The 20887-nt window shown below is 56.2% G+C and carries 19 protein-coding genes; 9 read left to right on the top strand and 10 right to left on the bottom strand.

Going from position 1 to position 20887, the window contains the following annotated elements:
* Positions 1–6: 6 nt before the first annotated feature.
* The 3 genes from betC to AC0J4F_RS11615 all read right to left on the bottom strand — a co-directional run bounded on the left by betC (position 7) and on the right by AC0J4F_RS11615 (position 4691).
* Positions 7–1524 carry a choline-sulfatase gene (betC, locus tag AC0J4F_RS11605; protein ID WP_473026329.1) on the bottom strand — a complete coding sequence of 506 codons (1518 nt, stop codon included), beginning with the start codon at positions 1522–1524 and terminating at the stop codon, positions 7–9.
* 267 nt (positions 1525–1791) lie between these two features.
* Positions 1792–4254, bottom strand: a complete 2463-nt coding sequence (locus AC0J4F_RS11610) for a methyl-accepting chemotaxis protein (protein WP_473026330.1) — start codon at positions 4252–4254, stop codon at positions 1792–1794.
* A 137-nt stretch (positions 4255–4391) separates the two neighbouring features.
* Positions 4392–4691: an Rdx family protein gene (locus AC0J4F_RS11615; RefSeq protein WP_473026331.1), complete on the bottom strand. Its 300-nt coding sequence runs from the start codon at positions 4689–4691 to the stop codon at positions 4392–4394.
* A gap of 42 nt (positions 4692–4733) precedes the next feature.
* On the opposite strand from AC0J4F_RS11615, the gene AC0J4F_RS11620 reads away from it, so the two are divergent.
* Complete coding sequence (locus AC0J4F_RS11620; protein ID WP_473026332.1) at positions 4734–5645, top strand: phosphotransferase; 912 nt, start codon at positions 4734–4736, stop codon at positions 5643–5645.
* Positions 5646–5672: 27 nt separating this feature from the next.
* Here the strand turns inward: AC0J4F_RS11620 and AC0J4F_RS11625 are convergent, their stop codons facing one another.
* From AC0J4F_RS11625 to AC0J4F_RS11645, 5 genes are all read right to left on the bottom strand, one after another.
* Complete coding sequence (locus AC0J4F_RS11625) at positions 5673–6674, bottom strand: heparan-alpha-glucosaminide N-acetyltransferase (RefSeq protein ID WP_473026333.1); 1002 nt, start codon at positions 6672–6674, stop codon at positions 5673–5675.
* A gap of 83 nt (positions 6675–6757) precedes the next feature.
* The gene (locus AC0J4F_RS11630) at positions 6758–6883 is read right to left on the bottom strand and encodes a hypothetical protein (protein WP_008188643.1); all 126 of its coding nucleotides are present in this window, start codon (positions 6881–6883) and stop codon (positions 6758–6760) included.
* 196 nt (positions 6884–7079) lie between these two features.
* Positions 7080–7550, bottom strand: a complete 471-nt coding sequence (locus AC0J4F_RS11635; RefSeq protein ID WP_286183312.1) for a DUF3775 domain-containing protein — start codon at positions 7548–7550, stop codon at positions 7080–7082.
* A gap of 195 nt (positions 7551–7745) precedes the next feature.
* Positions 7746–7997, bottom strand: a complete 252-nt coding sequence (locus AC0J4F_RS11640) for a hypothetical protein (protein ID WP_473026334.1) — start codon at positions 7995–7997, stop codon at positions 7746–7748.
* Between the two features lie 50 nt (positions 7998–8047).
* Positions 8048–8257, bottom strand: a complete 210-nt coding sequence (locus AC0J4F_RS11645) for a hypothetical protein (protein WP_133946093.1) — start codon at positions 8255–8257, stop codon at positions 8048–8050.
* Positions 8258–8562: 305 nt separating this feature from the next.
* Here AC0J4F_RS11645 and AC0J4F_RS11650 point away from each other — a divergent pair, with 305 nt between their 5' ends.
* The 4 genes from AC0J4F_RS11650 (at position 8563) to AC0J4F_RS11665 (ending at position 12101) form a co-directional block, all read left to right on the top strand.
* Positions 8563–9690, top strand: coding sequence for an RNA-binding protein (locus tag AC0J4F_RS11650; protein ID WP_473026335.1), 1128 nt, complete (start codon positions 8563–8565; stop codon positions 9688–9690).
* Positions 9691–9841: 151 nt separating this feature from the next.
* Positions 9842–11041 (top strand): pyridoxal phosphate-dependent aminotransferase, encoded by a 1200-nt coding sequence (locus AC0J4F_RS11655; protein ID WP_473026336.1) that lies wholly within the window; start codon positions 9842–9844, stop codon positions 11039–11041.
* A 142-nt stretch (positions 11042–11183) separates the two neighbouring features.
* On the top strand, positions 11184–11378 hold the full coding sequence (locus AC0J4F_RS11660; RefSeq protein ID WP_209002094.1) for a hypothetical protein: 195 nt from the start codon (positions 11184–11186) through the stop codon (positions 11376–11378).
* A gap of 120 nt (positions 11379–11498) precedes the next feature.
* Complete coding sequence (locus AC0J4F_RS11665; protein WP_133946101.1) at positions 11499–12101, top strand: hypothetical protein; 603 nt, start codon at positions 11499–11501, stop codon at positions 12099–12101.
* A gap of 3 nt (positions 12102–12104) precedes the next feature.
* On the opposite strand, the gene AC0J4F_RS11670 is transcribed toward AC0J4F_RS11665, so the two are convergent.
* Entirely contained in the window at positions 12105–12422 is a 318-nt protein-coding gene (locus AC0J4F_RS11670) for a hypothetical protein (RefSeq protein ID WP_133946103.1), read from the bottom strand.
* A gap of 364 nt (positions 12423–12786) precedes the next feature.
* Here AC0J4F_RS11670 and AC0J4F_RS11675 point away from each other — a divergent pair, with 364 nt between their 5' ends.
* The 4 genes from AC0J4F_RS11675 to AC0J4F_RS11690 all read left to right on the top strand — a co-directional run bounded on the left by AC0J4F_RS11675 (position 12787) and on the right by AC0J4F_RS11690 (position 19207).
* Positions 12787–14850, top strand: coding sequence for an elongation factor G (locus tag AC0J4F_RS11675; protein ID WP_473026337.1), 2064 nt, complete (start codon positions 12787–12789; stop codon positions 14848–14850).
* Positions 14851–14949: 99 nt separating this feature from the next.
* The gene (locus AC0J4F_RS11680) at positions 14950–15312 is read left to right on the top strand and encodes a SpoIIAA family protein (RefSeq protein ID WP_473026338.1); all 363 of its coding nucleotides are present in this window, start codon (positions 14950–14952) and stop codon (positions 15310–15312) included.
* Positions 15313–15399: 87 nt separating this feature from the next.
* Entirely contained in the window at positions 15400–16362 is a 963-nt protein-coding gene (msrP, locus tag AC0J4F_RS11685; protein ID WP_473026339.1) for a protein-methionine-sulfoxide reductase catalytic subunit MsrP, read from the top strand.
* A 157-nt stretch (positions 16363–16519) separates the two neighbouring features.
* Positions 16520–19207 (top strand): EAL domain-containing protein, encoded by a 2688-nt coding sequence (locus AC0J4F_RS11690; RefSeq protein ID WP_473026340.1) that lies wholly within the window; start codon positions 16520–16522, stop codon positions 19205–19207.
* A gap of 754 nt (positions 19208–19961) precedes the next feature.
* Here the strand turns inward: AC0J4F_RS11690 and AC0J4F_RS11695 are convergent.
* Entirely contained in the window at positions 19962–20858 is an 897-nt protein-coding gene (locus tag AC0J4F_RS11695) for a LysR family transcriptional regulator (protein WP_133946114.1), read from the bottom strand.
* Between the last annotated feature and the right edge of the window lie 29 nt (positions 20859–20887).

Raw genomic sequence — 20887 nt, forward strand, 5'->3', positions numbered from 1 at the left:
AGTATCTCACTCGCCCCTTGGATAGCGCTGGCCGTCTTCGACTTCGTTGAGGTCCATGTGGTTGCGCATGTAGCGTTCTGAGGCTTTTTGGAGGGGCTGGTAGTCCCACGGGAAATAGGCGCCGTTGCGCAGGGCTTCATAGACGATCCAGCGGCGGGCCTGCGATTGGCGGACTTCGCCGTCAAAGGCGGACATGTCCCATGTTTCCGAGACCTTTTTGGCATAAGCCCTGGCCGTTTCAGAATGGGCGGGATCGTTTGCAAGATTGGTCAGTTCGTTCGGGTCGTCCGCAAGGTTGAACAGTTGGGGCGGGTCGAGTTCGCAATGGATGTATTTCCAGTCCCCCTCCCGGATGCCGACCAAAGGCGCGTAGGAGGCTTCTGCGGCATATTCCATGAGAACCGGTTCGGCCCGGGCCACGCCTTTGGCCAGCGGAACGAGGCTGGTGCCGTCCGTCCAGGGCATGATCTCGCTCATGTCGATGCCGGCAAGATCGCAGACCGTCGGCAGGACATCGAGGGTGCTGACCGGTGCGGTTTCCAGATGGGGTGACAGGTCCTTGTCGCAGATCATCAAGGGCACGCGGGAAGACCCTTCGAAGAAGGTCATCTTGAACCACAGGCCGCGCTCGCCGAGCATATCGCCATGATCGGAAACGAAAAGGATGGTGGTGTCGTCCGCCAGATCCATGGCCTCAAGGGCAGCCAGGATTTCGCCAACCTTGTCATCGAGATAAGAGATGTTGGCGAAATAGGCCCGGCGCGAACGGCGGATGTCGTCTTCGGTGATGTCAAAGCTGCGCCAGTCATTGGCATCGAAGATGCGTTTGGAATGCGGATCGTGATCCTCATAAGCCTTGGCTGGAACCTCCGGCAACAGGTGATCGCAGTCCTCGTAGAGATCCCAGTATTTCTTGCGGGCGACATAAGGGTCATGCGGATGGGTGAAGCTGACCGTCAGACAGAAGGGGCGGTCGTATTTGCCGCGTCCGTAATCATAGATCTTTCGGATCGCCTGGAAGGCAACGTCGTCGTCATATTCCATCTGGTTTGAGATTTCCGCAACGCCAGCCCCGGTGACGGACCCCATGTTGTGATACCACCAGTCAATCCGCTCGCCCGGCTTGCGATAGTCCGGTGTCCAGCCGAAATCCGCCGGGTAGATGTCCGTGGTCAGGCGCTCCTCGAAACCGTGCATTTGGTCGGGTCCGACGAAGTGCATCTTGCCCGACAGGCATGTCGTGTAGCCCGCCCGCCGCAGATGGTGCGCATAGGTCGGAATGTCCGATGCAAACTCGGCAGCGTTGTCATAAACGCCGGTCCTGCGCGGCAGCTGACCGGACATGAAACTGGCCCGACCCGGGGCGCACAGCGGAGAGGCCGTGTAGCTGTTTTGAAACCGGACAGAACGCTCGGCAAGTGCCTTCAGATTTGGAGCGTGCAGGAAATCCGCCGGGCCGTCGGGAAACAAGGTGCCGTTCAGCTGATCGACCATCAGGATGAGGATGTTTTTCTGTCCGGCCATATTGTTTCTCCGAGCTTACGAAAGGTCATGGAAGAAACTTGTCCGTTATTTTGATTGAGTGATCAATCAAATCCGACCGGTGTTTGTGTCATTTGGACTCGGCGCAGCGAGATCCAGCATCTTGGGCGGGAGCGGTGCCCGCTCAGAAATGATAGAATTTCGTGCCGGAACGGAGGATGTATTTGCCACCTCTCCTAGTGCTTGCCCGATTTGCGGAACGTTACGCTTCCCGTGATGCGGGCGTTGCGGTTATTTTAGCGCAGGTTATCAAGCCGCGGCGACATCTTTCAGGAATCTGTCGATCCGCTGGGTGACGCCATCCAGTTCCTGTGTGGCTTCGTCGGCGATGGACTCCACCTGTGCGGCGGACTGGCTGGTTTCGCCGGAGCCGCGGGAGAGATCTCCGATTGTTTCCGAAACGCTGGCCGTTTGGCCGGCCGCCTGTGTCACTCCGGAAGAGATCTCGGAGGTGGCGCCAGCCTGCTGCTCGACGGATGCGGCCATGGCAGCTGCGGTTTCGTTGACCTCGTCCATCATGGTCATGATTTCTGTAATCGCTGCCACAACAGCTTCCGTGGACCCTTGGATTTCCGCGACCTGACCGGAAATCTCATCGGTTGCCTTCGACGTCTGCGTCGCCAGTTCTTTGACTTCCGCTGCGACGACGGCAAAGCCTTTGCCTGCATCGCCGGCGCGTGCGGCTTCAATTGTCGCGTTGAGAGCCAGAAGGTTGGTTTGTTCCGCAATGTCCTGAATGAGTTGGATCACGGCACCGATCCGTTCAGCAGCGGCCGACAGTCCCTTGATCTGATCATTGGACGTCCGCGTCGCTTGTGTCACGTCTTCAACGCGGCCGAGCGTGGCGTTGACTTGCCGCCCGGCTTCCTGAACGGAGGCTGAAAGTTCCTCCGTTGCAGCCGCAATCGTCTGGACGTTGTCGCTTGCCTGGCTTGAGGCATGGCTGACGTTTTCGCTTTTATCCGTTGTCGAGCGGGCAATTCCAGTTAGATGTTCGGCAGTGTCTTCAAGCTGCCGCATGTTGCCATTGACGGAGGTCAGGGCGGCTTCAATATCAGCTCTGAACTCGGTAACCAGTGCATCGACAGCCTGCTGGCGTTTGAGCGCGGTTTCCGCATCGCGCTGTGTCTGTTGCTCCAGTTCGACACGCTCCACTTCGCGATCCCGGAAGGTGCCGACGGCGCGGGCCATGTCTCCGATTTCATCCTTACGGCTATCGGCGGTCAGGTCGAGGTCGGTTTGACCCTCTTGCAGTTGCCGCATGGCGTTGGTGAGGGATCGGAGCGGACGAATGATCGCGCCTGACAGGAGAACGACAAAACCAACGCCAATGACCAATGCCACCAGCAGGGCGAAAGAAATCTGCGTTCGGGCAGTGGCTGCTGAGGAGACGGCCGTCAGACCCGCGGCCCGGCTGATGGTGCTTGCCTGTTCGCTCAGCGCCGAAGCTGCGGTTGCAAATTGGGCTTGCCCGGCCTTCTGTGCATCGCTGTTCGTGACGACATCCGCAAAGGTTGCGCGCAGGACCGGCAGCGCTTCAACACCGGCCGTCACAAGCGTGTTCAAAGGCCCGTTCAAAAGATCCAGAAAGGCCTTGTCAGATGTGGATTGAAGGGATGACTGGCGAATGCCTTCCAGAGCGTCCAGCTGGGTTTCGGTTTCGCCGAGATAAGTCTGAAAGGCGGCACTCGAAGCTTCTGAGGATGTTGTCAGGTACTCTGCATAGGCGCTGCGTACGCCGAGGACATTGCGGGCCACGCCTTGTGTAAAGTTGGACAGGAGCGCGATGTCTGCGGTCGCTTTGTCGAACCCCCGCAATTCCGCCGTCAGCTCCTCAATTGGCGCCTCGGCTTCTGCAATGATCGTTGTCGTTAGGGTAACGAGTTGTTCAACAGCCGGTTGGAAGGTTTCGGACCAAAGCGCAGCGGTCCCGTCGCTGGCACCTGACTTCAGGTGCGCTTTGATTTGTTTTTCAAACGCTTTACCCGCCTTGGTGAGATCCTTGACGGAGGCTCTGAGCGTTTTTGTCTTCACGGTACGCCGGACAGCCTTGGCGTCCTTGTCCAGCGCCTTGACACGCTCAGAAAGGGCTTTGGCGTTTGCCTTGTCCGGTGCGTTGACAAAGGCTTTGGTTTCCTGCTCCAAAACGATTGCGGCGATCCGCATGTCTGCAAGACGCGGGGCGACCTTGGAAAGATTGTTCATCTTGCCTTCGTTGTTGAGGGCAAGACCAAGACGGTAAGCTTCCAAGGCCTTGTACTGTTCAAACACCTCGTTGGTCGTTTCAACCAGGCCAGATGTCAAACCATCAAGATTGGTAATCGCTTCATCACGCGCACTTCTGGTATTTTTCAGATTGCGGAAGCTTTCTTCCAGCTCGCTAACAGCCAAGGTCAGCTGCTGCGCGGCCTCTGGTTTGTTCCGGGCCAGTTCATCGCTGCTTGCAGATAACGTGTTGATGCTCGCCTCAACCTCACTGGCGGTCTGCTCAGTGCCGTCGCGCCCGAACGCTTCTGCACCTGCAAGCAGTGGCGGGATATCTCCCAGAAGATCACTTGCCGCTTTTGAGGTCGTGACGGACTCCTGAACCTGGCTCGCGGCGAGGTATCCGCCGGCACCGACCCCGACGGAGCACAAGAGCATTGCCCCAAAGCCGATCTGAAGTTGTGTTTTGATCGGCCAGTTCAAGAACGACATATTTGGCAAGCGCATTGGGCGGGCCCCAGTCCAGTCTGAAAACGCCTGCAAGTGTGCCGGAATGGATTTAACAAGATCCGAATTTTAGGCAATTTTGCCGAATATTTTGCGATTTCTGCTTGTCTACGGGTTTCTACCCAGGCGGGAATCTCCTACGCGCGACTGCCGGGTGTGTCTGAATGCCCCAGATCCCTGTCCGGCCACAGCAGGTCGCGAAGCCGTTGTTTCAGGATTTTGGCCTCCGGGAAGCCGCCGTCGGTTTTTCTGTCCCAAACCGGCGTGCCGTCACATGTGATGGTGAAAATCCCGCCTGTGCCGGGAACAAGTGTGACCGCGCCCGCCTCTTCAGAAAAGGTCGACAGGATTTCCTGCGCCATCCAGGCCGAGCGGAGCAGCCAATTGCATTGGCGGCAATAGGTGATGATGATATGGGGCGCGGGGAAATCCTGCATGGGTCCTCGTTCAATTCTTCGGTCAGACGTCAAAGGCTCTTCTTGCCACATTCCTCCACAATGACACCAGCCGGCCCATCAGCGGTTTTGGAGAAGGTTCTGCAAAACTATTCAGATCTCCGGGCTGTGCTTGGAGAGGTTCTGTCTGCAGAGCGGAAGGATGGTCTGAGCAATCAGGTATTGCGGATCACGGCTCAGAAGGGCGTGTTCTTTCTGCGTATCGGTCAGGCTGGATTCGAAGCATTGGTGGACCGGTTTGCAGAGGCCCAAAATTTGCAATTGGCCGCCGATCTGGGCGTTGCCGTTCCGCCCGTGTACATGGATCTAGAGAGCGGGCTATTGCTTACGCGGGCCCTTGAAACCCGCCAATCAGAGAAAAAAGACCTTCCGGACATGCTGGGACAAGAGCTCGCCCGGCTCCATAATTCAAAGCTGAGGTTTGAGGGGGAGATCAATCCGCATACGACATATGCGGCGCTTCGGAAGCGGGTTTCTGAGACACTTGATGGCAATCCAGACTTGCCGCTGTCGAAGGATGTCTCGGCGGTCTTCCCTGACCTCGATCGGCTGATGGCAGATGTGGGTATGCAAAGCCAATTGGTGCTGGTGCCGAGCCATGGAGACTTATCTGAAGGCAACTGCCTGCTGGCTGAAAACCGTCTCTGGCTGATCGATTGGGAGTTTTCCGGCATGGCGGACCCTTGCTGGGATCTTGCTTACGCCATTCAGGAAATCGGATTTGACGCGGAAGCTGAGCGGCGGTTTTTGACTGCCTACGAATCCGGGCAACACCAACCCATTGACCGGGCCGATTTGGAGGTCATGAAAGCGCGGTGTGATGCCATTTCAGCTCTATGGGCAGTTGTTCAGCTTCTGGACAGGCGCGACCCGGCGACATTCGCACCTTTTGCTCTTGAACGCGCGGCCCGTGCCCTGAAACAGAAACCGGTATAGCAGACGTATAAAACGCCACAGTGCCGTCTAATCGATCGTATCGGTTCCAGGAGCTGCGAGGCAGGCGCTGTAGAGCTGGTTCATGCGTGTTTGCAAGCCGGGGTCCTGGGGGCTGCTAAGCAGCGGTTCCCAGATGTTTTCCGACTTCAAACCATCAAGCGTGCAGCGGCACGCGGCAACACAAAGTACTTCGTTCCCGATGCTTGTCGTGCAGCTTTTAACGCAATTGGTCTGAAAGCTGCGGCTGGTCCGGTCCATGTTTGGTCCTAGCAACGTCACACTCCAAACCAGACCATAAAGAAGCGGTTGATGCAGAAGGTAGATCGGCAGGGAATGGCGGCCCATCCATTTCAGCACCCTGCCTGCTACACCGCCGAATTGCATGTGTTTGAGAGGTTCCATGAGGGCGGACTGGCGAATGGCCTTTGACAGCGCCACACCTAACAGAGTTGCCCCGGTCCACGGCGCGAGCGGGACATAATCGACGCTGGGCGTAGCCGGGGTGCCAAGGCCGGTCCAGAGCCACATATCACCATCAAACACACTCGAGGATGCCCAGTGCGGCAGGGTAAGGATGATCGCGCTGGCGACCAGGGCGTAGAGCAGCGGAAGTCGCGTAAAGGGCAGAGCGATCAGACTGGAAACAGCAATGCAATGCAGAATGCCGAAACGGACAAAGCTGTCTCCAAAGGCAAAGTAGGTGCCGATCGACACACAGGCTGCGGAAACAGTGATAAGCGCAAAGCGTTTCCAGAAGGAGCGCCAGCGGATCTCTTTGTGATGCGCGAGATCCAGGCTGACCCCGACCAGGATCAGGAAGCTGGCAGCGATCGAGACGGCAAACGCGCGCCAACCAGGAGCCCCTCCGACATCCCAGTCAACGAAGGCAAACCACGAGAGATCCCACGAAAAATGGTAGATCGCCATGGCAACGATGGCCACGCCGCGGGCCAAATCAAGAACGGCAAGGCGGCCTTCGTTCTTCGGGGGCACACCGCCGGATGGGCTGTTGATAGAGGGTTGTGTCATGGCTTCCGATTAACGTTCGTCCATGACCAATAGTCTCAAAGGCTGGAGATGCAAGCTGGTCTGTGTATTCGACCGGGACAGGTCTAGCTGTTGAATGCCATGATCAAAGTCGTGACCAGTGCGGCCGCCCCGAAGATAGCCCCAACGAACGGCCAGGGTGACGGTCTTTGTGTCGCAAAAATTTCCTGATTGACCGGATCACGCAGCATTCACACCACCCCTTCGATCACCACAACTGTGCCCGAGGTTGCTGCATAATTTCCGCGGCGAAAAGATGGTAAACGAGATCTAAAGATGTTTTCCCAAGGAAAACGCCAAGCTGTGGACTGCACGAAAACGATCCGGAAAACGGATTGACTCAAGCCAAGCTATTGGCCCGCCGAAAGGTTTTCCGGCGGGGAATGCTTACAGGGAAAGGGAATCCAGACCGGCTTCTAGGTGATCGGCGAGCATCGGCATGCCAAGCAGATAGGAAGCGGTTGAGCCGACCGCCCGATCCTTGGCTTCTTGAACGGCTTGCGAGAAGTCTTCTGCCTCGAAATCCCCCCGGCCGATCCAGGTGATGGCGACAAGCTCCGCAGCTTCGTCGACGTTCAAATCTTCCAAGAGTTCGCGCAATTCCTCATCGGAGAGATTGTCGCTTTCTTCTTCCGCCAGACCGTCGTGGCCGTGAGCTTCTTCCAGGGTGTCGGCGTCAAACTCGACGTCCCCCTCATGGCCATCTTCAAACGTATCGGCGGTGGTTTCTGCAACCGCGCGGGCCTTTTGCGCCAGCATCCGTACAGTGTCAGCCGAGAGAGAAAGATCGATGTCCATGGCAGCCTCCGAAGAACTGACTTCTTTATCGATCCACTTTTGTCCGTTGGCAATGGCCATGGCCTAATTTCCTGTTTCTCAAGTATTCCGACTGGAGGCCCTTGTGGCATTGCGCTTGGAACCTCCAGACCAGATGACTGTATCTGGAGGTCCTGTACATGGCCTTGATCGGTATCAACGTGCTAGGCCGTGTGGACGAAATGCGTCTCCAATTCGTTCAAACGGCCTTGTGGTATCCACCTGAACCCAAAGACATTACTTGCCCACTTCGGAGGGCGGCGGCTGTGTGAGGGCAGGGATGGTGGTGCCCGGTGTTGTCGTGTCTTTTGCCTCAGATCCCGCAATAGCGGCGGCTGCGGTCAGGATTGCCGCCAAAAATATGCCGAGGCAAATAGCCTGCAACAGGGGGCGGGCGTCCTGCAGGTCTCTAGACCTTGTCCGGGTTCCCGTCTGAGGTTCGTGATTTTGGGATTGAAAATCAGCTGATTTTGCGTGTGTGTCTGTCATGACAGCCTGTCTTTTTCTTTGGAATTGGGGGCTGCAAATCGTGAGGGCGGTTAGTCTGTAAAATCGCGGAACAGGCGGGTGCCGAGCATCCGGGTCAGTTGCGCCATTAGGATCAGCGCCAAAGACGGCAAGGCGGCCGCTGGTTCCGGAACAACAGCCAGCAACGTCAAAAGCATTGCTGCCGACCCGAACAATATCGCCAGTACGGCGACATGGCGGTCTTCGTTATGGCGTTCAGATTTCCGGGTGCGTTCCAACATTCTGGCCTCCGCAGTTTCAACGGATGCACATTCCAATCAAATTGCGCCGGGAGACCGTCTGCTCTTGGGCTTTGCTGGTGCCATTTCGTGACATTTGTGGGGCGTTGAAAAACACCGGTTTCTTGCGGTTGGATACCTCCAAAATAAATGAGCAATAAAAGCGCTGTTCTTTCGAAGCAATTGCTGCATAAATTACTTAGGTATTTAAATAATGTTAGACTTTATGCGTTCCATTTTATGGTTTGTTTGCACTTTTTTTCGATACTGCGTGCAGGGTAGGTAATTGGTAGAGAGTGCAGACGGCTATGGTGGTCAAAGCAGCGCAGAACGCGTTGGCACAGAGCAACGATGACAAGCCAGCAGAACAAGAGCCTGAAACGAGAGTTTCAGAGGAAACACCTGCGCTTGCCTTGGCTGGGCTCCAGTTTTTCGTTGCTGATATTTCCCAGAAAACAATCCTTTGGCATGAGATCGGCAGTCAGAGCTTCCATAGTGAGGTCAAGGACCTGCAGGAAGCACCTTCAAATCTCGCTTTACGCAACCTGTCACCGGAAGACAGGAAAACGATCTTGCGCTTGATACAGGGCGCCATCCGCGATGGGGTTGCCGGGCCGTTTGATGTTGGCGGTGGACCCGATCACCGGATCCCGGGTATCCCGATCGTTGCACACCGCTATGAGCTGGTTGACGGACGGATCGTTGTCATCTGTTTCCCATCGATTGGAGAGGACGAAAACCCGGGCCGCATCGTTCTGGGGCTTGCGCCGATCCTGCAGCACTTTGTTGCCTCGTCAAACCGGGTGGTGCTGCTGGTCGACAACTTCGGCTATGTGCGCTTTGCAAGCGACGGCTTTGTCAAAACCTTTCAGATCGAAGACGCCCGGCTGATCATCGGTCGCAACATCGCGCATATCCAAAAACGCGTCGGCCGGACCATCGTTTCCCTGGCGCTGGGCGCCTTGACACGCCGGGCGAGTGCATCCGGCCGCGGCAAGTTCCTGCTGGCCTCCAACGATGCCATCGAGCTGACCTATGAAGCCATGCATTTCCGGATCGGGGGAACGGTTGGAGGGGTTCTGTTTTCCGCAGGCCGGATCGGCGGTGATGTCGATTTTCTCAAAGTCTTTGAAATCTGCAGCGCGCCAATGCTGGTGATCAACACGAAGTCGAAGATGATTATTGCTGCCAACAAGGCTGCGATGAAGACCTACCACCTGACCAACGAAATCATGGACAGCAAGCCGGTCACGGACATTCTGCTTCATCCGAACAATTATTCTTCCTTGCTTGGTGCTGCACAGTCGGAAACCGAGGTCCCGATGTCGATCCCGGTCAATATCCTGAACGGCCAGACAAAGAAGAAACGCTTCCGCGCAATGCTCATCGACAAGGACAGCAAGGAACCGAAGCTCGTTTTGGAAACCCGCAGCTGATCCCTCCCGGCCAGCGATCGCAACAATGGCAGGCGCAATCACGGGCGATCGCCTTTATTTTTGCCAAACCTAGCCTTCATGCTCTTGTCATGATGGCCCAGCGGATCTAGGGTCCGCGCGCTATCTTTCCCGTTTCCCCCTGGAGGACATTATGGGCTTTCTTGCTGACGCATTGGCGCGAGTTCAACCATCTGCGACCATCGCCGTCACCAACAAGGCACGCGAGCTGAAAGCCGCAGGCCGCGATGTGATCGGTCTCGGAGCTGGCGAGCCGGATTTCGACACCCCGGAAAACATCAAGGCGGCTGCCATCAAGGCCATTAACGACGGCAAGACCAAGTACACGGCTGTCGATGGTATTCCGGAGCTGAAGGCTGCGATCGCCGAGAAGTTCAAGCGGGAAAACGGGCTCAATTACGAAACCAACCAGATCACGGTCGGTACCGGCGGCAAGCAGGTGCTCTACAACGCATTGGTCGCGACCATCAATCCGGGCGATGAGGTCATCATCCCGACACCGTATTGGGTCAGCTATCCGGATATGGTCCTCTTGGCCGGCGGCGAACCGGTCATCGTTGAAGCCGACAAGTCCACCTTCAAGATCACACCGGAAGCGCTCGATGCTGCCATCTCATCGCGCACCAAGTGGCTGATCTTCAACTCGCCATCCAACCCGTCAGGCGCCGCTTACACGGAAGCTGAACTGAAAGCTCTGTGCGACGTTCTGGTCAAGCATCCGCATGTCTGGGTGATGACCGACGACATGTATGAGCACCTGGTCTATGACGATTTTGAATTCACGACACCGGCCCAGGTCGAGCCGTCGCTTTATGAGCGAACGCTGACGGTCAACGGTGTGTCGAAGGCCTATTCCATGACCGGCTGGCGGATCGGCTATGCCGGTGGCCCGGTTGACCTGATCAAGGCCATGGCGAAGGTTCAGTCCCAATCGACCTCCAACCCGAACTCGATTGCGCAGTGGGCCGCGGTTGAAGCAATTTCCGGCACGCAGGATTTCATTCCGAAGAACAATGAAATCTTCAAAGCGCGCCGCGATCTCGTTGTTTCCATGCTGAACCAGGCAAATGGCATCACCTGTCCGGTTCCGGAAGGCGCGTTCTATGTCTTCCCATCCTGCGCGGGCACCATCGGCAAGACCGCGCCGTCTGGCAAGGTGATCGAGAACGACGAAGATTTCGTCACCGAGCTCCTGGAAACCGAAGGCGTTGCGGTTGTGCACGGCTCGGCCTTTGGTCTCGGTCCAAACTTCCGGATTTCCTATGCAACCTCGACGGAAGCCCTGGAAGAAGCCTGCACCCGCATTCAGCGCTTCTGTGGCAATCTGAAATAAGTTGAGCTGACTATCAGTATCTAAGGGCGGCTCCGGCCGCCCTTTTTATTTGTCTCACTCTGAACGTTGGCTGATCAGGCTTTTCTTTCTCGAAGGGCGCGCATAGGGTGAGGTCGATTTACATTTTGTTTTGGAGGCTGGCTTGGCTGTTCTTCTTCCGCTTTGGCAACGATTGCTTATCACTGTGGCTGCCATGCTCGCGGTGAGTTTTGTTGTCAGCCTGCTCTGGTCGTCTTTGCTGGGTTGGGCCATACCCGGCTATGTATCCGGCGTGGTCGGAGGTGTGACGGCCCTGCCGGTCTGGGAATTCTTGAAGCGGATCCGCCCGGGTCACTAACCGGCCCACTCAGCACAGCGTTTGCGAACAGTCTTTGCAGTCAGGCCTGATTGTAGTTCTGCTTATTTACGATCAAAACTTGCATCGGTAAGCTGTCGGCCTCACGAGCGAGGCACACGCATGCAAACCCAACAAAAACGATGGCTGACCGACCTTATGGAAGGGGTGCCGTCAATCGTATTTATTCTTTTGTGGCGCCAATCGGGGGATCTAGAATTTGCCGGCTGGGTAGGCTCTGGGCTGTGTCTCGTTGTTTTGAGTGCCCTGATCGGAATGAGGGTCCGGATGCATCCGATCCTGGTGGGCGTCAACATTCATATTTTATTGGCAACGCCGCTGATTGTTTGTGTGTTTCGCCTCGGGTTTGACGGTCTGGGAGACGTCCTTGCCGAATATGCGTATGGGGGCGTTCTGGTAACCGTTTTTGCTGTCGGCCTTGCCCAGATGCTGTTTTCGCGATCGCGGTTCTCCGCGTTGGAAAATGTCACAGATCGTGCGCAACTGATTTATTCTGCTGTTCTGCTTGCGATCTGCGCTAGCGGTGCTGTTTGGGCACTGCTTACCCCAGACAGCCGTTTTGTGCCGGTGGTGGCCACAATTGCAGCTATGATAATCAGTCGGAATTTCCTGCAGGCGCGCTTGTCAGACAAAAGTGCGGGCGCGGGAATTCTGGTTACAGGTTCTGCGGCAGCGCCGGGCACATCCCAGGATGTTCAGGTCTGAACCCTAGTTTTGGCAGGCCGAATTTGCGCCGGGACAAGACGAGAGTGTATTTGTCCGGGTGTTGTTGCGGTTGATCTGCTGTGTCCGGTTCAGCCGATTGTTGCTGTCGATCCGTTGCTGGGTTGAGAAATTGTTCTGCTGACGATTGAGGTTCTGATTGAGCTGTTGTTGCGCGGACGGCCCGAGCGTCGTGCCGGGTTGGATAACGCCGCGCGGCTGAACTGATTGCGCCTGCGCGGCACTGCCGCCAGAAAACATCAGGCCCGCTGACACAATCGCAGCACCAAACGCCGATAAGACAGTTCTAGTCATCAGCAACATGTTTATACCTCTCATTCCACCTCGTGCCTGCGGATCAGTATGAGTCGAGCCGCGCGCAATACCAAATTAATTCGCGAATTGAAGCATTTCGGTGACCGAACGAGCGAAAGGTGCCGGTTGGTAGCGCCGAATGCGCCGCCTGTTTGCTGCGGTGCAGGGTAAGATTTCCTTGCGTTTACCCCGTTTCGGGCGCGACGATAGCGTCCCGCCCTTGATTGAAGGGCCATGACGAATATCACGCCCGGCGCTTTCCGGGTTGTTGGCCTTCGATCCCATCCGGGCGAGACGCGGCGGGCCCGCGTCCTGAACCGCCGGCCGTGCCGCGTTTTAACGAGGATATCCTCGGGCAAACGGGAGGCTCAGTATGGCAAACACCAACAATGGACAGGCAAACTCCAGCGGCAGGGAACCGCGCTGCGTGGCTTTGGTCGGACCCTTTGGCAGCGGTAAAACCAGCTTGCTGGAGGCGATCCTGGCGCGCACGAACAAGGTGGACCGGCAGGGCAAGGTGTCAGACGGCAATACCATTGGTGATGGTTCGGCAGAAGCCAGGGCTCATGGAATGAGCGTGGAGCTTAATTTCGCGGATGTGGAATACCTTGGTGACCGGTTCAATTTCATCGATTGTCCGGGTTCGGTCGAGTTTTTGGGGGAAATGGACAGCGCCTTGTCCGGTGCGGATCTGGCTGTGGTTGTCGCTGAAGATGATGAGCGCAAGGTTCCAGCCTTGCAGCTCATCCTGAAAGCCCTTGAAGCCCGCGCCATTCCGCGGGTTTTGTTTTTGAACAAGATCGACAAGAGCACTCGGCGGGTCCGCGACGTTTTGAACCTGCTGCAACCGGCGTCAAGCGTCCCACTTGTTTTGCGCCAGATTCCGATCTGGGAGGACGGTCAGGCCACCGGCTTCATCGATCTCGCGCTGGAACGGGCGCATGTTTATCACGAAAAGGAGCCGAGCACCGAGATCGACATGTCGGATGAGGACCGGGCGCGCGAACATGAAGCCCGGTTTACGATGCTGGAGCATCTTGCCGATCACGATGATGATCTGATGGAAGCGCTGCTTGAGGACATTGCGCCGGACCGGGAGAAAGTGTTCGCAGATCTCGTTGAGGAGATGCAGGACGGTTTGATTTGCCCGGTCTTCTTCGGTTCCGGCGAACATGGCAACGGTGTCACGCGACTCTTGAAAGCCCTTCGCCATGAGGTGCCTTCGGTTGACCGCCTCAAGGCGCGCCTTCTTGATGCCGCGCCCGAAAGCGCAATTCAAGTTATCAAGACGCTTCACACACAACATGGCGGCAAAGTTTCCGTGGCGCGCGTGTTGAGTGGCGCTCTGGCGGACAATGACAGCCTCTATGTGAATGGAACCACCGAAGCGAAGGTCTCGGGGCTGTTCTCGCTGTTTGGACAGCAATTGAACAAGATCTCCAAGGCGTCTGAGGGGGATCTCGTCGGCCTGGGGCGTTTGGAAATTGTTCAAACCGGTGATGTTCTGAGCCTTCAGGGCAGCAAACTCCCAGCTCTGGACACTGCGGACACCCGGCGGCCGGTCTTGGCGACAGCGATTGAAGCCGGGCAGCGCAAGGATGAGGTTCGCTTGTCAGCTGCCCTTTCCAAGCTTGCCGAAGAAGACGGCTCCCTGACAGTCGCACAAAACCAGATAACGGCTGAAACCTTGTTATGCGGGCAAGGAGAGATGCACTTGCGCGTCGCTCAAGAGCGCTTGTCTGGAAAATACGGGCTGGATGTCGCCGTGCATACGCCGCATGTGCCTTATTCCGAAACGATCCGTGGCAGCACGACGGCACGCGGGCGTCACAAGAAGCAGTCCGGTGGTCACGGGCAGTTTGGTGACGTGGTTCTTGAGATTTCGCCACTGCCGAGAGGAGAAGGCATCCAGTTCACCGATCGTATCACCGGGGGCGTGGTGCCCAAGCAATACATCGCATCGGTGAAGGAAGGTGTTCTGGAAGCACTGGGCCAGGGGCCGCTCGGGTTTCCTGTTGTCGACCTGTCAGTCTGTCTCGTCGACGGGTCGTATCACTCGGTCGACAGTTCCGATCAGGCGTTCAAGATGGCAGGTATCCTGGCGATCCGGGAAGGCCTGTCCGACTGCAAGCCCGTTCTGCTGGAGCCTATCCACAAGGTGGTCGTCGCGTGTCCAAGTGATGCGACCGCCAGGATCAATGCCATTGTTTCCGCCCGGCGCGGGCAGTTGCTTGGATTTGACGCCCGTCCCGGCTGGGGCGGTTGGGACGAGGTTCAGGCGCTAATGCCAGAAGCTGAAATCGGTGATTTGATTGTTGAGCTCCGGTCCGCGACGGCGGGAGTTGCCAGCTATACGGCAGAGTTCGATCATATGGCGGAGCTGTCCGGCAAAGCAGCGGACCAGGCTCTCCAGCGTTTGGGAAAACAAGCGGCGTAGTGAGCCGCGCGAGTGCAAAGTGTTGATCTGTCTCATTTGATTGTGTGTCCATTCCCCTACGCTCTAAACGGGGTGGCGGACGGACAAAGGAGATTGTCGATGCTTGCGATTGAAAAACAGGAAGGGGACCGCGTCTTTGTTCATCTGCGCGGTCCAATCAACGCTGACTTGATGCAGGCCGGGTTGGAGGATCTCATCGAAGCCGCAGAGGGTCTGACCAACGGCACGATGCTCTATGTCATTGATGATTTCGAATGGCCGACCGCAGGCGCGTTGGCTGTCGAATTCAAGATGATGCCAGACATTCTGAAGCTTCTGGGGAAATTCCGAAAGTGCGCGGTCTTGTGCGATGCAGGCTGGATTCGCAAGGTTGCTGAGATCGAAGGGATGCTGATCCCGGGGCTTGAGATCAAAAGCTTTGTTTCAAAAGACCGGAAAGCCGCTGAAAACTGGCTGGCATAAGTCCGACACTTGGCATCGGTCACTCGGGCGTTATTTGCGTTTGAACACACAATCCGGTCTTCCTAAGTCCAGATTGGGAGTTTGACGATGAATATCTTGACCAAACGCAGCTGGGAATTGCCCGAGCGCGAAGCGACCCCAGAGCATGTCTTCTTGAACAGACGCCAGATCCTTGCGGGGCTCGCAGGGGGAGGTGCATTGCTCGGAAGCGGACTTGGGATGAGGCCGGCCTTTGCCGAGGCAGACCCGAGCGCGGGGCTCTATCCTGTTCCACGCAATTCTGCATTTACCTTGGACCGGCCACTGACTGACGAAGACGTGGCGTCGAAGTACAACAATTTCTATGAGTTTGGCTCTCACAAGCAGATTTGGCCGGCGGCCCAGAACCTTGAGATCCGTCCATGGACTGTGATGCTGGACGGCCTCATCGACAATCCGCAGACGATTGATATCGATGTACTTCTCGCCAAGATGCCTTTGGAGGAGCGCCTTTATCGCCATCGGTGTGTTGAGGCTTGGTCCATGGCGGTGCCGTGGTCGGGCTTCCCGCTTGCCGAACTCGTCAAACTGGCGGGGCCGCAAACCGGCGCCAAATACCTTCGGTTTGAAACTTTCCTCAATCCGGAAGTTGCCAGCGGTCAGAAACAATCCTGGTATCCGTGGCCTTATGTTGAAGGCCTGACCCTTGCAGAGGCAACCAATGAACTGGCGTTCATGGCGACCGGGATCTATGGAAAACCGCTTGCCAAGCAGTTTGGTGCGCCGATCCGGTTGGTAACGCCATGGAAATACGGATTTAAATGCATCAAGTCCGTGGTGCGGATCTCATTCACTGACAAGCGTCCAGTGAGCTTCTGGGAAGAAATCCAGCCTAAGGAATACGGCTTTTGGGCGAATGTGAACCCGTCGGTCCCACATCGGCGCTGGCCCCAGGCAACCGAGAAACTGTTGGGAACCGATCAACGCCGGAACACGCTGCTTTACAATGGATACGAGGAACAAGTCGCGGATCTTTATAAAGACATGATCGGCGAGCTTTTATTTATGTAAAATGGCGTTGCATCTGTTGTTTTTGCATCGAGACTATTAACAATAGTCTCGATGAGGGTATGTATTACTTTATATTGAAGTTGTTAGCATTTTTGAAATAGGCTGAGCATCGTTGCTTTTTCTCTAAGTGTGCTTTTGTGCACTCAGAAAGGCTTAGATGGTCGTCGATTGGATCGCAAATATTGGCGCTCTTTCGTTGGGCGCATTGGCGTTCTACTTCTTTGCGCGCCGGGATACCTTGCACGCGCGCCGGTCGGTAAGCGCGGCATCCCTTGGCGCGTTGTTTGGCCTCCTGTCTGCTTTGGTCGTAATGATGCCCGTTCATTTTGGCGATGGTACCACGTTCGACACGCGGGCTGCGCCGGCGATCCTTAGCGGATATTTCCTAGGGCCTTTGGGGGGGATCATCACGGCAAGCATCGCAGGCGCTGCGCGTTATTGGGTCGGCGGCCCATTTGTGATTGGCGGCAGTCTCAGCCCGTTTTTTTACGCGGCTTTCGGTGCGATTGTAGGGGCCTGCTGTCGTCATCGTGATCTCGGCCCGGGTCCCTTGCGGCTTTTGTCCATTGCGGTTGTCGGCACGCTTTTCGTCCTTCCGTGTTTTTTCATCGATAAAGGCGTTGAGGCGGGGCTCCAGATCCTCGAAAACGCTTGGTACTTGCTGCTAGTTGGAAACGTGGTCGGTGTGGTCATCCTTGGCCTGATGATCAGCGAGGCCAAGAAATTCTCCGTTGAGCACAAGGCGCTCAAATCCACGCTCTTTCTAACTGACCTCGCCCGGTCATCCGCTGGAATTGCTGTATGGCGGTTCGATATGGCTGCCAATCGTCTCACCTGGGACGATGCAATGTTTCGGTTGTTTGATGTCGATCCCGGGTCTTTCAAAGGCGAGTTTAATGACTGGGAGCGGACCGTTCACCCCGATGACATCGATGCCGCCCGCCGGCAATTCCTGGAGGCCTATGAGAAGAAATCCGGGTTCGCCACCGATTTTCGGATCGTGCGCCGGGATGGCAGCGTCCGCTGGTTGGCCGCCCATTGTAATTTTCTTGAAGACGATGCCGGCAACGTTACTGAAGCCGTTGGGGTGAATTGGGACATCACCGACCGCAAGGAAATGGCGGACAGTCTCTTTGAGAGAGAAAAGGAAGCTCGTCTCCGCTCAGAAGAGCTGGAAGTCACCTTGGCATCGGTCGTACAGGGCGTCAGTGCGTTTGATAAGGATGGCAGGTTGCGTTTTTGCAATGACCGTGCCGGTGAGTTTACGGGGCTTCCGCCGGAAATGCTTATGCCTGGAACGTCCTACCACGCCTACAACCAGTATCGGCTAGGCGCTTTCGTGACCGGCTTTCCAGGAGAGACCACAAAAGCTGTTCCTGAGAGCGCCCAGCCTACCTCACACATACGCTCGTTAATCCACCTGTCCAACGGCCGGATTCTGTCTTTTTCCGCGGCTCCAATGCCGGACGGCGGATGGGTAGAGACGTATGAAGATGTCACCGAGAAAGTCGTTGCGGATGAGCGCGTCAAAAAAGCAGCTGAAACGGATAACCTGACCGAACTGGCCAATCGATTGTCCTTCAGGGAGACTTTGGATCACGTCGTTGAAAATGCCGGGAATGCCGATGAGGTGTCGCCATCCCTTTTGCTCATTGACCTAAACGACTTCAAGGCGGTGAACGACAGTCATGGCCATGTCGTCGGCGACCGTTTGCTGCAGCACGTTGCCAACACCCTGAAAGCTGTCATCGAAGGTGGCGATCTTGCGGCCCGTTTGGGCGGCGATGAGTTTGCGCTTGTGCTCAAGCCGCGCACGGAGGAAGACATCCGCGAGATTGCTTCCGGTTTGTGCGCCGCTTTCGACATGCCCGTTAATCTCGACGGGCTCATGGTTCAGAGTGGACTGAGCGTTGGTGTGGCGATCATCACTGCGGATGGTGCCGGTTCTGAAGAGACACTCTCACGTGCTGATCTGGCGCTTTATAAGGCCAAGCAGGAGAAAAGATCTGCGTACCGTGTCTTTGACGCCGATATTGCGCGGGAAGATGCGGAACGGAAGCGAACGAAGAACGCTCTGATCCGTGTGGTTGAAAATCAGGGACTTGATGTTTTTTGCCAGCCGATCCTGAACCTGGAAACACATCGGGTTGATCACTTCGAGGCTTTGGTTCGTTGGCATCAGGGCGAGGCAAGTTATGTACCCCCTTCAAATTTCATCCCGCTGGCCGAAGAGATTGGCCTGATCGCGAAGGTTGGCGATTTTGTTCTGTCTGAAGTGTTGCGCTCCCTGGAAACTTGGCCGGACAATTACTGCGCCTGTGTGAATGTCTCGGTTTTGCAGCTTGGCGATGGACGATTTGTTGAACGAGTTCTTGGTGGTCTAAGAGCAGCTGGAATTTCTCCGCATCGCCTGGAACTGGAGTTGACTGAGAGTGTCTTGATGTCCGCAGGCTCAGCTGCTCATGAGGATCTCAGAAAATTGCGAGATGCTGGTCTGAACCTGGCCTTGGACGATTTCGGCATCGGCTTCTCGTCATTTGGCTATCTGCAGGAACTGCCATTCAACAAGCTCAAGATCGACCGCAGGTTCGTTTCGGAAGTCGAAAAAGACGAGGGCAGTGCAGCGATTTTGAGAACGATCGCGGCGCTTGCTGACAATCTGGATATGAAGTCGACAGCCGAAGGCGTCGAAACGGCTCAGCAGTTGGGCGTGGTGAGAGCTTGCGGATGCCACTACGGTCAAGGCTACTTCATCGGTCAGCCAATCCCGCTTGAGGACGTGCAACAGGCGTACTTTGAGGTTCCCAAAGTTGCCAAGGCTGCGCTTAGAGCGGGTCGCGTTTAATCGGTTTCATTTGACCGAGACGATTTTTGTTTCTGGCGAGACGCGGTCCGCGCGGTGGTGCGGGGTACCATAAGCGGACCACAACAAAGCCAGAGGCAAAAATTGTCCGGCCCGAAGGGTGAGCTTACGGAGCCCATCGGCCGCGTTGCGACGTTTGCCCGGCCAACCAGGCCGCGCTTCACGACGCGCCTTGCCGAATGAACTCAGTAAGCTCATCAAATGAACCCGATTAAACGCGACCCGCTCTAACGCTTGAGTACGTTCATGTAGGCAAAAAAAAGCCGGGTCTTAAAGGACCCGGCAGTTTGAATTGATTCACTGTAACCAGTGGAATCACCTTCCAGAGGGGAACAGCTGGTCGAGGCATCACTGGGAGGAGGACGTGATGCCTGTGTGACCAACAGTGATGCTTATATGCAGTGCACAAGCTGCTTAAACAAGAGGCAGCGATGCAGATCTGCTATGCAAATCGCGCAGGGCTTTGACCGTCCATAGATTTGTTAGTTTTCTGAGTGAGTTACAGGCTGAGGATCACACCAGACCCCCGCGCACGAGCGTCTGTAGGGTGGATGTCTTGTTGCGAATTCAGACCCGGCTGCTCTCAATAAAACTTGGTTCGTAGCCACAATGCTCATCACAACAGCACGGTGCAGAGAGCTGCCCGAACAAACCATACTTACCGAAAGACAGATGCAGGGCCGCCGTTCCGTCTGGTTCTGAGTGTGACCAATGCTGGTCGCTCGAGGGCTTTCTTTTAGTAGACCCAGTTTTGGGCGTTCTTTAAAAGGAACTCGCGGAAAGCCGTGACCCGTGCGGTGTTCTTGAGCTCCGAGGGATAGACGAAGTAGGTATCGAAGGACGGCACCTTGTCTTCCTGATCTTCAAGCACGGGAACCAAGTTCCGGCCATTGTCGATGATGTAGTCTGGCAACATCGCAATACCGGCGCCTGTCTGAACAGCGCGCTTGATCGCTATGATGTTGTTGACCTGGAGCACTGACTGCCGCGGTTTGCCGTCCACGCGGCCGGCCGTCACAAGCCAGTTCATGGAGCGCAGATAGGCAGGGGCCTGTTCGCCAAAGGTGATGATGCGATGATCATCAATATCTTCGATCGAAGAAGGCGCGCCAAAGCGCTGGATATATTCAGGTGACGCAAATACGTGAAAGTGCACGGTGAAGAGTTTGCGTTGAATGAGATCCGGCTGTGTCGGTTGGCGCAACCGGATCGCCACATCGGCTTCGCGCATGCTGAGATCGAGCTCATCGTCGTCGAAAATCAGCTGCAATTCGACATCCGGATAAAGATCCGTGAAGCTTCGGATCCTGGATGCCAGCCAGGTTGACCCCAAGCCAACCGTGGTCGTGACTTTCAAAACGCCAGACGGCTTGTCCTTGCTGTCCTTGAGCCTGGATTGCACGGCCTCCAGCTTCATCAGGACATCGCCGGCAGTGCGATAGAGAAGTTCGCCTTGTTCCGTCAGCAGCAGGCCGCGGGCATGCCGGTGGAACAGGGGAACCCCCAGATCATGCTCAAGCGCACTGACCTGGCGGCTCACCGCGGATTGGCTCATATGAAGCGTATCGCCCGCATGGGTGAAGCTGCCGGCTTGCGCGGCAGCGTGGAAGATACGCAATTTGTCCCAATCCATGGCATTCCCCAATCCGTCCAGTCGGGAAA

The sequence above is a fragment of the Roseibium sp. R5 genome, from assembly GCF_055755305.1.

Coding starts and splice junctions, on each gene's coding strand:
- AC0J4F_RS11645 (WP_133946093.1), bottom strand. CDS start 8,257: ATGTTGGAACGCACCCGGAAATCTGAACGCCATAACGAAGACCGCCAT.
- AC0J4F_RS11635 (WP_286183312.1), bottom strand. CDS start 7,550: ATGGCCATTGCCAACGGACAAAAGTGGATCGATAAAGAAGTCAGTTCT.
- AC0J4F_RS11665 (WP_133946101.1), top strand. CDS start 11,499: ATGCAAACCCAACAAAAACGATGGCTGACCGACCTTATGGAAGGGGTG.
- AC0J4F_RS11695 (WP_133946114.1), bottom strand. CDS start 20,858: ATGGATTGGGACAAATTGCGTATCTTCCACGCTGCCGCGCAAGCCGGC.
- AC0J4F_RS11640 (WP_473026334.1), bottom strand. CDS start 7,997: ATGACAGACACACACGCAAAATCAGCTGATTTTCAATCCCAAAATCAC.
- AC0J4F_RS11650 (WP_473026335.1), top strand. CDS start 8,563: ATGGTGGTCAAAGCAGCGCAGAACGCGTTGGCACAGAGCAACGATGAC.
- AC0J4F_RS11680 (WP_473026338.1), top strand. CDS start 14,950: ATGCTTGCGATTGAAAAACAGGAAGGGGACCGCGTCTTTGTTCATCTG.
- AC0J4F_RS11615 (WP_473026331.1), bottom strand. CDS start 4,691: ATGCAGGATTTCCCCGCGCCCCATATCATCATCACCTATTGCCGCCAA.
- AC0J4F_RS11630 (WP_008188643.1), bottom strand. CDS start 6,883: ATGCTGCGTGATCCGGTCAATCAGGAAATTTTTGCGACACAAAGACCG.
- AC0J4F_RS11655 (WP_473026336.1), top strand. CDS start 9,842: ATGGGCTTTCTTGCTGACGCATTGGCGCGAGTTCAACCATCTGCGACC.
- msrP (WP_473026339.1), top strand. CDS start 15,400: ATGAATATCTTGACCAAACGCAGCTGGGAATTGCCCGAGCGCGAAGCG.
- AC0J4F_RS11610 (WP_473026330.1), bottom strand. CDS start 4,254: ATGCGCTTGCCAAATATGTCGTTCTTGAACTGGCCGATCAAAACACAA.
- AC0J4F_RS11625 (WP_473026333.1), bottom strand. CDS start 6,674: ATGACACAACCCTCTATCAACAGCCCATCCGGCGGTGTGCCCCCGAAG.
- AC0J4F_RS11675 (WP_473026337.1), top strand. CDS start 12,787: ATGGCAAACACCAACAATGGACAGGCAAACTCCAGCGGCAGGGAACCG.
- betC (WP_473026329.1), bottom strand. CDS start 1,524: ATGGCCGGACAGAAAAACATCCTCATCCTGATGGTCGATCAGCTGAAC.
- AC0J4F_RS11690 (WP_473026340.1), top strand. CDS start 16,520: ATGGTCGTCGATTGGATCGCAAATATTGGCGCTCTTTCGTTGGGCGCA.
- AC0J4F_RS11670 (WP_133946103.1), bottom strand. CDS start 12,422: ATGTTGCTGATGACTAGAACTGTCTTATCGGCGTTTGGTGCTGCGATT.